The organism is Flagellimonas sp. 2504JD4-2, from assembly GCF_053642935.1.
In genome coordinates, this window is record NZ_JBSIOV010000001.1 from 601,015 (window position 1) to 614,059 (window position 13,045).

Annotated in this window: 11 protein-coding genes; 3 read left to right on the plus strand and 8 right to left on the minus strand. The window is 40.4% G+C overall.

Annotated features, from left to right (window positions below):
- Nucleotides 1-13: 13 nt before the first annotated feature.
- The gene (locus ACULLH_RS02840) at nt 14-1,216 is read right to left on the minus strand and encodes a porin (protein WP_454087215.1); all 1,203 of its coding nucleotides are present in this window, start codon (nt 1,214-1,216) and stop codon (nt 14-16) included.
- A 328-nt stretch (nt 1,217-1,544) separates the two neighbouring features.
- Here ACULLH_RS02840 and dgt point away from each other — a divergent pair, with 328 nt between their 5' ends.
- A complete protein-coding gene (gene dgt, locus ACULLH_RS02845) occupies nt 1,545-2,903 on the plus strand; it encodes a dGTP triphosphohydrolase (RefSeq protein ID WP_454087216.1) in 1,359 nt (452 codons plus the stop codon).
- Here the strand turns inward: dgt and ACULLH_RS02850 are convergent.
- Nucleotides 2,900-3,967, minus strand: a complete 1,068-nt coding sequence (locus tag ACULLH_RS02850) for a DUF3078 domain-containing protein (protein WP_454087217.1) — start codon at nt 3,965-3,967, stop codon at nt 2,900-2,902. The genes dgt and ACULLH_RS02850 overlap by 4 nt on opposite strands.
- Entirely contained in the window at nt 3,955-5,736 is a 1,782-nt protein-coding gene (gene dxs / locus ACULLH_RS02855) for a 1-deoxy-D-xylulose-5-phosphate synthase (protein ID WP_454087218.1), read from the minus strand. Before dxs ends, ACULLH_RS02850 begins: the two co-directional genes overlap by 13 nt.
- A gap of 83 nt (nt 5,737-5,819) precedes the next feature.
- On the opposite strand from dxs, the gene ACULLH_RS02860 reads away from it, so the two are divergent.
- Complete coding sequence (locus tag ACULLH_RS02860; protein ID WP_454087219.1) at nt 5,820-6,269, plus strand: nucleoside deaminase; 450 nt, start codon at nt 5,820-5,822, stop codon at nt 6,267-6,269.
- Nucleotides 6,270-6,271: 2 nt separating this feature from the next.
- Here ACULLH_RS02860 and ACULLH_RS02865 read toward each other — a convergent pair whose 3' ends face one another.
- From ACULLH_RS02865 to aspS, 5 genes are all read right to left on the minus strand, one after another.
- On the minus strand, nt 6,272-8,029 hold the full coding sequence (locus ACULLH_RS02865; RefSeq protein ID WP_454087220.1) for a carboxypeptidase-like regulatory domain-containing protein: 1,758 nt from the start codon (nt 8,027-8,029) through the stop codon (nt 6,272-6,274).
- An 83-nt stretch (nt 8,030-8,112) separates the two neighbouring features.
- Nucleotides 8,113-8,304: a cold-shock protein gene (locus tag ACULLH_RS02870; protein WP_136467780.1), complete on the minus strand. Its 192-nt coding sequence runs from the start codon at nt 8,302-8,304 to the stop codon at nt 8,113-8,115.
- Between the two features lie 80 nt (nt 8,305-8,384).
- The gene (locus ACULLH_RS02875; protein WP_454087221.1) at nt 8,385-8,648 is read right to left on the minus strand and encodes a hypothetical protein; all 264 of its coding nucleotides are present in this window, start codon (nt 8,646-8,648) and stop codon (nt 8,385-8,387) included.
- The gene (locus tag ACULLH_RS02880) at nt 8,645-10,429 is read right to left on the minus strand and encodes a chloride channel protein (protein ID WP_454087222.1); all 1,785 of its coding nucleotides are present in this window, start codon (nt 10,427-10,429) and stop codon (nt 8,645-8,647) included. The genes ACULLH_RS02875 and ACULLH_RS02880 overlap by 4 nt, the downstream gene beginning before the upstream one ends.
- 171 nt (nt 10,430-10,600) lie before the next feature.
- Nucleotides 10,601-12,349: an aspartate--tRNA ligase gene (gene aspS, locus ACULLH_RS02885; RefSeq protein WP_454087223.1), complete on the minus strand. Its 1,749-nt coding sequence runs from the start codon at nt 12,347-12,349 to the stop codon at nt 10,601-10,603.
- 334 nt (nt 12,350-12,683) lie between these two features.
- Here aspS and ACULLH_RS02890 point away from each other — a divergent pair, with 334 nt between their 5' ends.
- Nucleotides 12,684-13,034 carry a toxin-antitoxin system YwqK family antitoxin gene (locus ACULLH_RS02890; RefSeq protein WP_454087224.1) on the plus strand — a complete coding sequence of 117 codons (351 nt, stop codon included), beginning with the start codon at nt 12,684-12,686 and terminating at the stop codon, nt 13,032-13,034.
- The last annotated feature ends 11 nt before the right edge of the window (nt 13,035-13,045 follow it).

A 13,045-nucleotide genomic window follows, 5' to 3' on the forward strand; every position in this document is an offset into this window, starting at 1 on the left:
TATGTTTTTTTACTTAAAAATGAACTTCCATCTGCAATCGGTACATTAATTCGTCTGTACCACTATCGAAAGTAAGGTAGCTTAAATCCGTTTGCACCTTTAACTTATGACCAACAATATATTTTGATAGCCCTAAGGTATATTGAACCCTGTCGCTGCTTCCAGTAATATCATCAAAATTGATGTCTGTATATCTTCCTGAAACCTCCCAGTTGTTTTTGAAAAGATAGCCAGATTGAAGGTTTAATCCGTTACCTACAAGTACAATATCTCCAGTAGGCGATCCATCGGAATTCGTTGCAACGGGGTTATGGGCATCCCTGTGGGCATATTCACCCATAAATGAAAGTCCTTGATATTTGAACATTGCATCAACAAAAGTAGTGTTGATGGTTGTTTCATAAAAACCTACATCATTTGCCATATAATCCCCAAGATTACTTCTGGTTTTTACTGCATTTTGGTTAGTGTCGTAGGTCGCTGCCAACATCAATTTTGGAGTTTTTTCGCGCTTAAGGTCTACTCCCTTATAATCCCCTTTACTAATAAACTTTCCAAAAGGTAGCAATTCTATCCTTGCTGTATATTGATGACCACCAAGGTTGCCTGAGGTGACATTCCTTCCTTCACCTTGCGAAATGGCCAGTTTTTCACGAACCAGAAACTTATCCGTAAGATTAAAATGATGTCTCACTTGAATTCCCATATCCCGATCAATATTGAATCTGCTGTTAAGCAAGGAACGATCTACCTGCTGAAGATTTCCAGAGGAAATTACACGTTCAATATTACCTGGAAGTTTGGTTTGTCCTACCCATAGTTCAAAGTTTTCATAGAAATTCCACATAACAACGGCATCCAGAATATATCTGGGAGCATTGTTTGTAAATTCACTTGTTCCTCCAATATCGCGATTGGATAGTCCAAGTTCGAATTTATATTTAAGTTTTGGAGAATAGGCAAATCCATCAAGTTTTATCCTTGATCTGCGAACTAAAAAGTTTTGCTCGGGATTGACAAGTCCTTCATTACCTCCATCGTCCCAAGTTGCAATTCCCAACAGCTGCATTCGAATTGCGAATTTCATGGTCCAAGTACTATCCTTGCCGACAATATTAAAGAGTCCTTTACCAAATTCAGGAGCTACCACTTTTTGAGCGTGGGAAGAAACACAAAAAAGTGTAAATAGGCCGAGGGCCAAAAATTTAAACTTCATTTCAATATTAGTTTTTGTCGGGTGCAAAGAACTAATACCAATGTTAAGTTAATGTTTGCTTTATGTTATTTTTAATATGGCCACCTTGAACAAGGTGGCCATAATTTTAGACTTCAAAAAATAGCTGACAAAAACTAATATATAATGAAATCCAAATTGCCTTAAGACAAAAACAAAAGTCCAATTGAAAAACCAACTTATTGTAATCTAAAGATTAACTTATGTTTAAACTTCCCGTTTGTTTTAAAAATTTATGTTATCTAAAAATAGTAGGAGTTGACCCCAGTGATAACATAAAATGTATATTGCGCTCTAATTCAATTCCTGCATGAACTGGGAAACACTTTTATCGCTAAGGCGCCAGGGAGATACCCACAAAAGACTTCGAAAAGAACAAGAAGAAACGAGATTGGGATTTGAGGTGGACTACGATAGGATAATTTTCTCTTCGGCCTTTAGGAGTTTGCAAGACAAGACCCAAGTAATTCCTTTGCCAATCAGCGTAGGCTCCAAAAAGGATTTTGTCCATACCAGACTTACCCATAGCCTGGAAGTCTCTGTCGTGGGAAGAAGTCTCGGAAGAACAGCCGGGAAGGAGATATTGGCAAAATATCCTCATTTAAAGGATATGCTTGGATACCAATTCAATGATTTTGGAGCTATCGTAGCGGCTGCTGCATTGGCCCATGATATTGGCAATCCACCTTTTGGCCATAGTGGGGAGAAAGCTATAGGAAACTACTTTGAGCAAGGAAATGGAAGCAGGTATAAAGCGCTGTTGTCCGAAGTGGAGTTCCAAGATTTGGTAGACTTTGAAGGGAATGCCAATGGATTCAAATTGTTGACAGAATCCAGGGCTGGAGTGCCCGGAGGACTTCGCCTAAGTTATGCGACTTTGGGTGCCTTTATGAAATACCCGAAGGCTTCCCTGCCCAAAAAACCTTCAAAACATATTGCGGACAAAAAGTTTGGGTTTTTTCAATCGGAAAGTGATTTTTTCGCAGATGTTGTTCAAGAACTTGGTCTAGCAGCAAACCCGAACAATCCAGGTATTGGGTTTTACCGTCATCCACTTACCTATTTGGTGGAAGCTGCCGATGACATTTGTTATACCATTATTGATTTTGAAGATGGGATAAACTTAGGGCTTATCCCAGAAGAATATGCCCTAGAGTATTTGATCAATTTGGTCAAGGATAAAATCGATACCAAAAAATACAATGGCATGACCACTTCAAGTGATCGGTTAAGTTATTTGAGGGCATTGGCAATCAACACATTGATTTCGGATGCCGTAGAGGTCTTTGCGGCAAATGAAAGCGAGATTCTTAATGGGAATTTTGATGTAGCCCTTTTGGACAATGGTAAATATCAAGCTCAAATTGATGATATCATAAAATTGAGTGTCGAAAGAATCTATCAATCCCCAGAAGTCATTGATAAGGAGTTGGCAGGCTATAAAATTATCTCCGATATCTTGGACTTGTATACCAACGCATTGGTAAACACCAAGGAAGGAAGGGATACCAATTATGACCGATTGTTGTTAAAAAGCCTTCCTGAAAATTATCGAAATACGGAGGCCTCGATTTACAAAATCTTATTGGATACCTGTTGTTTTGTGGCGAGTCTTTCAGATAGTGCTGCCGTACACATCCACAATAAATTGATGGGAAAGCAGCTTTAGAAGGCGTAATTAAGTCCCACGCCCAGTAACTGTTTGAACTGAATTCTGGGAATCCCGGGATCGGTAACGTTTCCGTCCGCATCGGTGACTTCATCAAACTTGATATCATCATCAAAAATTACATGCGTACCGATATTGGCATTGATGTATTTATTGACCTTTAGATTAAAGTTCAGTTCCCAATCCAAATCAACATTGCCAAAGCTCAAAAGGTAGTCGGTATATAAACTGATACGATGGTTCATAAATACGTTTTTAAGCACTTCTTTCTCCCAAGAATTGGTAATCAAGAACCCGATTTCCATAAATAGGTGCTCTCCAGCTTCTACCCCAAATACACCTTGGTTGGATAGGTCTTCATCCAAAACAAATGTGGCTTTTTGGGTAATGGGCGATATGTACAAATTAAATTTCTTTCCATCTGGAATGTATGAGGTTCCAGCACCCAAAAACAAATAACCAGGCGCCATAAAAGCTGAAATTGGATTGTCTCGATTGGGATATTTGTACCCGTTGGAAAATTGGGTGTTGAAATTGGCCTTTACCGAGTAATACCAATTTGTTATGGTGTCTTTTCTAAAACCAAAGGTTGATGAAAGCCTGATCTGATCATCCGTTTTCCTCAATTGCCTTCCTTCCTGGGCATTTAATCCATAGCGCAAACGAAGCTCATTATTCCAAGTGAGGTAGCGGAACTTGTAATTGCGACTAAAACGCATATTGGCTAGCGCGGAAACCGAATTATCCCCCCCTGCATTCCAATTTACAAAGGCAACCTCATTGATGTTGAGCCCAAGTTCGTTGGTCTTGTCCCAAAATGATTGAGGAACAAAGCGTCTATATTTTTTTTGCAAAGGTTTTATTCTGTTGAGGACGGTTCTGGGGTCCGTGAGTTTGGCGCCCCTGGTGACATACTTCAGTTTAACGTCTTTAATTCGAACCACCTGAAATTCAGTTGTTGTGGTATCCGGATTTTGTTCAAAAACCTGCAATGGGTTTATCTGGGCATTTAATGACAGAAAAACGCAGAGGAAAAAAAACAAAAAACAAATTATTGGTCGCATTGGGTCAAGGTTGATTTTATATAAGAAAGCACTGCATCAAAATCTATACCAGCTATGTTATGGGTTTCTTGAATTGTTCCATGTTCAACAAACTTATCTGGAACCGCAAATATTTTAACGGGTTTGGTATGGCCATGGGCGTTGGCAAATTCGAGAATTGCTGAACCAAATCCCCCCCTTTCACAGCCGTCCTCTACGGTGATAATTTGATTGTACTTTTTGAAGACAGCATGCAGTATTTTCTCATCCAGCGGTTTCACAAATCGCATATCATAATGTCCAATGGAGTCCGAATCGTCTATATTCTTAATAATTTTGGAAACCGAATTGCCGATATGTCCAACGGATAAAATTGCTATTTCGCTTCCTTCCTTCAAGCAACGGCCTGTCCCTATTTCGATAGTTTCGTAGTTGTTTTTCCAATTCAGATTTACACCTTTTCCCCTTGGATATCGAATGGCAATTGGACCATCCAATCCCAATTGTGAGGTGAACATGATATTGCGAAGTTCCATTTCATCCATTGGCGCAAAAACGATAAGGTTAGGGATGCATCTTAAATACGCCAAATCGAAAACACCGTGATGGGTGGCACCATCCTGTCCGACAAGACCAGCCCTGTCCAAACAGAAAACCACCGGAAGGTTCTGCAAAGCGACATCATGAATCACTTGATCATAGGCACGTTGCAGAAAGGTGGAATAGATATTGCAAAAAGGAACCAGCCCCTGGGTGGCCATTCCCGCGGCCAATGTCACTGCATGTTGTTCGGCGATACCCACATCAAAAGCTCTATCCGGGATTTCATCCATCATGAATTTTAGGGAGCTCCCAGTGGGCATGGCAGGGGTAATACCCACTATTTTCTTATTTTTCTTGGCCAGCTCAACGATGGTGTGCCCAAAAACATCTTGATATTTGGGAGGAAGGGTTTCTTGCGATTTTTTTACTTGCTCACCTGTGGTTTTATCAAATTTTCCTGGTGCGTGATAAACAACTTGATTTTCTTCTGCTTTTTTTAATCCCTTGCCCTTTGTGGTAATTATATGCAAAAGTTTGGGTCCATCGACTGATTTCAAACGTTGCAATTCTTCAACCAACTTTTCAATATCATGGCCGTCAATGGGACCGGAATAATCCAGGTTCAGGCATTCAAAGATGTTTTCGTCCTTGGCCGTACCCGCTTTTACGTTGGTCAGGTACTTTTTTAACGCCCCAACACTGGGGTCTATTCCTATGGCATTATCATTTAATATGATGAGTGCATTCACATCCGTCACCCCGAGATGATTTAGTCCTTCAAAAGCCATTCCGCTGGCGATTGAGGCATCTCCCACCACGGCAATATGTTGCTTTTCGGAATCCCCTTTTAGTTTGGAAGCCATGGCCATTCCCAGAATGGCAGAAATAGCGGTGGAACTGTGACCAGTGCCAAAATCATCAAATTCACTTTCACTTCGTTTGGGAAATCCACTAATGCCACCTAATTGTCTGTTTGTGTCAAAAATACTTTTCCTGCCTGTCAATATTTTATGGCCATAGGCTTGGTGTCCAACATCCCAAATCAATTTATCATATGGTGTATCGAAAACATAGTGTAAAGCAATAGTAAGTTCCACGACGCCCAGACTGGCGCCAAGATGACCTTCTTTAGTGGATACAATATCAATAATAAAATCCCTGAGCTCCTTAGCGACTTTTGATAAGCTGTCCAAGGGCAGTTTTTTAAGATCTGACGGAGAGTTGATATGTGTTAAAAGTTCTTTCAAGAATTCAAAAAACAAAAATACCTATAATCGGTAAAATTATTTTATGCGTAGCTTAGCCATCTTAAAAAAATTATTGGAATATCGTGGAGAATCCGTTTGATGACACCTATTTTATGAGAAAGGCACTCCAAGAAGCTGAGGCGGCTTTTGAAAATGGAGAGGTGCCCGTAGGTGCAATTGTTACTGTGAACAATAGAATTATTGGAAGGGCACATAATTTAACGGAGCGATTGAACGATGTAACCGCACATGCTGAGATGCAGGCAATTACTGCAGCTTCCAACTTTTTGGGAGGCAAATATCTACACGGATGCACACTTTATGTAACCCTGGAGCCATGCCAAATGTGCGCCGGGGCGTTATATTGGAGCCAAATTTCCAAAGTTGTCTATGGAGCTTCCGACCTTGAACGGGGGTTCAATGTGATGGGAGGAAATATGCATCCCAAAACGGAAATTGTTGGAGGAATACTTGAAAATGAGGCTTCCGAACTATTGAAACGCTTTTTTATCCAAAAGAGGAATCTCAATTAGTACTACTTGCTGGTCAAATTTTTGATTTTGGTCAGTGAGAACAGCTCCTGGTTGATTTCTTTCAGGGCCAATTTGAAGACTTTGGTTTTTTTATGTTGCATGGGAGTACCAAAGTTTTCGTAGATCCTGACTTTGAGATAGGTTGGGGTTAAACTCTTGTTGCCCAAATAGACCAAATTGATTTTCCAAAGCCCTTCCAAGGAATCATCAATGAAAAACTCCTTGGAATTCAGACCCAGCTTCTTTTCGCTCAGTATGAGTTCGGAGTTATGCATATTAGTGTGCTTCCAAGTGGTGAATTGTCCACTGGGACCAACAAATTGAAGTTGAAATTCGGCCTCGCCATCATTCCACTCAAAAACAAAGCGGGTATCACCTTGATAGCCATTGTCCGCTTTGTCTTCATCAACCAAAGCCCTAAAATACTCCGGTTTTTGTGGAAATGCACTTTTGGTTTCATTCGTGTAGAATGTGTCAAAGCTCACGGAATCAACATTAAAGAACTCTTTTTGAATCAAATCATCGATTCGCAAATAAAGATCCAAAGCCCTGTTCGAATCATCAAGATCTAGATTGCTATTAGCCAAATCAAGATAAGACTGGAGGTAATTAGGACGCAGTTTTATTACTTCAGTATGTGTATCCGTCGCTTTTTGATAGAATCCTTTTTCTTCAAGTAAATACGCCAGTGCTTTTAACAATACAGGGTTTTTATCGAATAGATGGTAATGCTTTTTAATGATTTGTTTGGCAAAAGCCTCATCATTCCACTTTTCCATGAAATAGGAAAAGGAATCCAAATAGAAATAGGGAAACCCCATATAACTTTTGGCAAATGCTTTATAGGTAGATTTTGCTTCGGACAACGTTTTGCTGGCATTTAGGGCCTTAACATATTCCGGGGCATTTTTGAGGGATACTTCATCAAAAGGAAGGGATTTTCCATCAAAGAAATTGGGATTGTATGTTGTTTTTAAGGATTCCTTGCTTTTATGCATGGTATCGGTGGTACCGGTCTTGGTATTGATGACGACCACACCCCCGACTCCTGCGGAACCGTATAAGGTTGTTGTAGCAAATCCCGTGAGAACGGCCACTCTTCTGATATTATCAATATTGATCCAGATAGGGGTGTCGGTTAGAATTAGTCCATCGACATCAAATATGGCCGAAGCCCTTGTATTGATTGAACCCACTGATCGTATGGCCACGGATCCTCCAGTGAAACAATCACCAAAAACACGAACACCTGCAAACCTTCCTCTTAAAACGTCCAATATACATAGGTTGGCCGTTGTTGCCCTGCTCATGTCCAAAACCCGGACATTGCCTGTGGGGCCATCACCATCAATAAAGCCAAATGAGGTTTTGACAATCTTTTTGTTGATTGCGTATTCCTTCTCTAAATTTCTTCTTTTTCTGGCGGTAAGGGTCACTTCGTCCAATTCTTCCAATTCGGGATTCATGGAGATGTTGAGAATTCGGGTCACATCTTCCACGAGAACTTTTACAGTTGTCATTCCTAGGTGGGAATAGACCAAAACATCGCCAGGAGCAGAGATTATGAAGTACTCACCGTTGGCATCCGTGGAGCTTACGGCCTTTTTGCCCTCAATGGTTATTTTGACGTTTTGCAAAGGTTGGTCCTGAGCCGTTACCCGACCTTTTATTTGTCGATCTGCTTGGGCAAGGAGATGTGACTGCCAGAAGAAAAAGGCAGCTAGTATACATATAACTCGAATAGTTTTGAATTGATACATCTCATTAAAGTTAGTAAATTCTTACAAACAAAAATCCCGGCCATTTGGCCGGGATTAAAACAAATCAAAATAAAATATTATTGTTAGATTACTTGCACTTGTGCAGCAACCACTCCTTTTCTTCCTTCTTCTTCTTGGTATTCTACTTTGTCGCCTTCGTTCAATGATACTCCGTTCAATGCGGTAACATGAACAAAGATATCTTTTCCGGTGTCGTCGTTGGTAATGAATCCATAACCTTTAGATTCATTAAAAAATTTTACTGTTCCAGTCATTAAAAAATATAATTGTTAAAATACGAAAGTAGGATTTTTAACATAGCTAAAGGTAAAATGACGGTGAAATCTTTGAAAAATTATTGATTATCAGAATTTTTTCTGTCCTTAGCCTGCATTTTTTCTATGTTTTCCTTGGTCAACATATAGTCCTTCATGTTTTTCCCCTTACTTTCTTTAAACAAAAACAGGGGCATAACCACAAGAAAAAGTCCAGCCGTACCAGCTCCAATAAACTTGTTGGCCCTAGCAGTTTGCTCTTCTTTTATGCTGAAACCATAAAGGATTAGACCGATTGAAAGCAAAAGTGCTAGAACAATAACATATTTAAGCTTGAACTTCATCGGGTATAATTTATAAGTTTTCTGCGGTAAGCGGTCAGGAGTTTTGATTTTGATATAAAACCGACATACTTTCCATCTTTGATAACCGGAAGGTTCCAAGCTCCGCTATCCTGAAATTTTTGCATCACTACCTTCATGTTGTCCGAATTATAGAAAATATGTTCCGGTGGTGCATGCATCAAGTTCTTTACATGGGTGGATTTATAAAGTGTCCTGTCGAACATAAATTCACGAATGTCGTCCAATACAATAATGCCCATCAATTTTTCTTCCTCATTGAGCACCGGAAAGATATTTCGTTTGGACTTGGAGACGGATTCATGCAACATTTCCCCCAAGGACATGTCGGGATGTACGGGTTTAAAGTTTTTTTCAATGACATCATCCAATTCCATGAGACCCAAAACCATTTGATCCTTGTTATGGGTAAGCAATGCCCCAATTTTAGCGAGTTCCTTGGTGTAAATGGTATAATCCAAGGCGTTTTTGGTGATAAGAAACGAAATGGATGCGGTTATCATCAATGGCACAAAAAGTTGATAGCCTCCCGTTATCTCAGCAATAAGGAAGATGGCTGTGAGGGGAGCATGGATTACCCCTGCGATCAATCCGGCCATCCCGATAAGGGTAAAATTACTTTCGGACACAGAAAATCCCAAGCCTATATTATTGATGACCTTTGCCACTACGTTGCCCAAGGCACTCCCCATTACCATGGTGGGGATAAAGATTCCACCCGCTCCTCCAGCGGCAAAAGTGGCGGTCATTGCAATGGCCTTAAAAATGGTGATGCCGAACAGAAGCGCTATGACCACCCAAATGTTTCCAATGTAAGCATCAAAGGGAGTTTTCCCCAAAGCTTTAAAATGATCTCCATCGAGCAGGTTATTGATAAAACCAAAGCCTTCCCCATATAAGGGAGGAATTGCATATAACATGATCCCAATAGCGATACCGCCTACCAAAAGCTTGTATTTGGGACTTTTAAATCGTTTGAAGAAATTCAGGATTCCGAAATACATCTTGGTAAAATAAATGGAAGCGAAAGCGGTACCCACGCCCAGGAGCACATAAAAGAGGGTGTCTTTAAGTTGAAATCCTTCAGATAGGGAAAAACTAAATAGCACTTCATTTCCCAAAAAGAAATAGGAGGTAAGTACTCCGGAAATTGATGCCAACAATAATGGCAGCATGGATAACATGGTAAGATCCAAGGTGAAGACCTCAACTGCAAAGATTATGGCTGCAATCGGAGATTGAAAAATGGAGGAAATCGCTCCGGCCGAAGCGCAAGCCACCAATAGGGATCTTGTTTTTGCATCAATATGAAACAGTCTGCTCAAATTGGAACTCAATGCGGAACCTGATTTGACAGCGGGACCCAATAGTCCAACGGAACCCCCAAAACCTACGGTCAAAGGGGCAGCGATCAAGGGAGTATAAATGTTCTTGACCTTAAGAATTCCTCCTTTTTTGGACAAGGCAAAAATGATGGAGGAAACCGCATGTTGGATCGGCTTTTTGTGTACATATTTTACATAGAGATAGACCAAGGTCAGGCCGACTATGGGTAAAACAAAGTACAATTGGTTTTGTGAAATAACAATTCCGCTCTCCAGGGAGGATTGGATAAAATAGGTGACGTTTTTTAAAGTTACAGAGACCAATCCAGCCAAAAAACCCACCACTATGCTCATAATGTGGACAAACGTTCTGTTGGAGATATTTTTATATCGCCATTTTATGAAACGGGTGAGCCAGTTTTTCTTTTTATTGGGCATGGAGTCAATGATTCACTTAAAAGTAGTAAAAGCTTCCTTCTAAAACCCTTAAAAATAAAAATTGTCAGTCTGAGCTTGTCGAAGACAGCTTGATAAATGGAAAAGCCTTAAACTTCGACAGGCTCAGTTTGACAGTAGGGTATTGTCTCTTAGATAAACGTTTGATAAGACTTAAAGATCTAATCTTAAGTGCAATTCTTTTAATTGCTCATCATCGATATGGGCGGGGGCATCAATCATCACGTCCCTTCCACTGTTATTTTTTGGGAAAGCTATAAAATCGCGAATGGTTTCCTGTCCTCCCAAAATCGCGACAAGTCTATCCAATCCAAAGGCAATACCGCCATGGGGAGGCGCGCCATATTGGAAGGCGTCCATCAAAAAGCCGAATTGTTCTTTGGCTTCTTCGGGGGTAAACCCTAAATGCTTGAACATCGTGGCCTGTATCTCTTTATCGTGAATACGGATAGAGCCTCCTCCAATTTCATTTCCATTCAATACCAAATCATAGGCATTGGCTTTTACATCCCCTGGATTGGAGTCCAACAATTCCAATTGACCAGGTTTCGGAGAGGTGAACGGATGGTGCATAGCATGGTAGATGCCTGTTTCCTCATCCAATTCGAGCAAAGGAAAATCGATTACCCAAAGCGGGGCAAACTCATTTGGCTTTCTAAGCCCTAATCGTTCTGCCAATTCCATTCGCAGTGCACTCAATTGAGCTCGGGTCTCATTAATGTTTCCTGAGAGTACACAAATTAAATCCCCAGCTTTGGCTTGGGTCACTTCGGCCCATTTGGCCAAATCTTCTTGGTCGTAAAATTTATCAACCGAAGATTTATAGGTGCCATCCTCATTGCATTTGACATAGACCATCCCTTTTGCCCCTACCTGAGGACGTCTAACCCAATCGATAAGTTTGTCGATCTCTTTCCGGGTATAAGCAGCTCCACCTGGAACGGCTATACCCACAACGAGTTCGGCCGAATTGAATACATTGAAATCCTTGTGTTGTGCAACGGCATTCAATGCTCCGAATTCCATTCCAAAACGAATATCGGGTTTATCATTACCGAAGCGCCTCATAGCCTCGTCATAGGTGATTCGGGGAAAATCTGCAGTTTCTATCCCTTTGATCTCTTTCAAAAGGTGTTTTGTCAAACCTTCAAAGGCATTCAGAATATCCTCCTGCTCCACAAAAGCCATTTCACAGTCAATCTGGGTGAACTCAGGTTGCCTATCTGCACGAAGATCTTCATCCCTAAAACACTTTACAATCTGAAAATACTTATCCAATCCACCTACCATAAGCAACTGCTTAAAGGTTTGTGGTGATTGGGGTAGTGCATAGAACTGTCCTTCGTTCATTCGACTTGGAACCAGAAAATCCCTGGCACCTTCCGGGGTCGATTTAATTAGGTATGGCGTTTCCACTTCGATAAAACCCTCGTTAGAAAGGTATTTTCGCACCTCCATGGTCACCTGATGCCTGAAAATGAGATTTTCCTTGACCGGATTTCTGCGGATATCCAGATAACGGTATTTCATTCTGATGTCCTCACCACCATCAGTCTCATCTTCGATAGTGAAGGGAGGAAGTTTGGATGTGTTCAAAACTTGAAGCTCGGTGACCAGTACCTCTATATCACCGGTGGGCATGTTGGGGTTTTTGGATGCTCGCTCAATAACCTCACCTTTTACCTGAATAACAGTTTCCCTGCCAAGCTCTTTTGCTTTGTCCAACAATTCCGTAGAAGTACGATCTTGATCAAAAACCAATTGGGTTATGCCATAGCGATCTCTAAGATCTACCCATGCCACAAAACCTTTATCCCTGACCTTGTGAACCCAACCACTTAGAGTAACATTTGAATTGGTGTCCGATGCCCGTAATGCACCACAAGTATTGCTTCTATACATGATATTAACTCTGAAGGGGCAAATTTAAGAGGAATGTTAATATTTATTGCTAGATATATCGATTTTCTGTTGGTCGATAAGGTCTCCACGCATTGTTTTCTGCTAATGGACCAAGACTCAGAATTAATGAGTCAATTATTGCATCTAGGAGTTTTTTGGCGGGTTTTTTCCGATAAAAAGCCCAAGATTAAAAACTTAACATTGGGTAACATGTTGAATCATAGAGATTTAAGCTTTTAATGTAAATTTAATGTTATGCAAATGTTTTTTTAACGTAAAATAATTTTTAACTTTAGAACGTTAAGATTATTCCACAGTTTAAAACCCATAGCATATGAAGCAAGTAATATTTTTAGTGACAGCGCTATTTTCGGTTTGTATGTACGCACAAAAAGCAGAGCCAACTTTGGAAAAAGTAGGTGAGATGGTAAAAGCCACATATTTTCATGAAAATGGTGAAATAGCCCAAACGGGACATTATTTAGAAGGAAAGTTACATGGGCAATGGTTCATGTATAATCAAGAAGGGAGAAAAATAGCCTCTGGAAAATACGTCAATGGCGTTAAGTCAGGCAAATGGTTTTTTTGGGAAGGTGAGCAGTTGAAGGAAGTTGATTATGCTGACAATCGTATTGTTAACGTGAAGCAATGGAGCCAATCTGAAATTGCTTCGACTAATCGATAACGTAGAAAAAG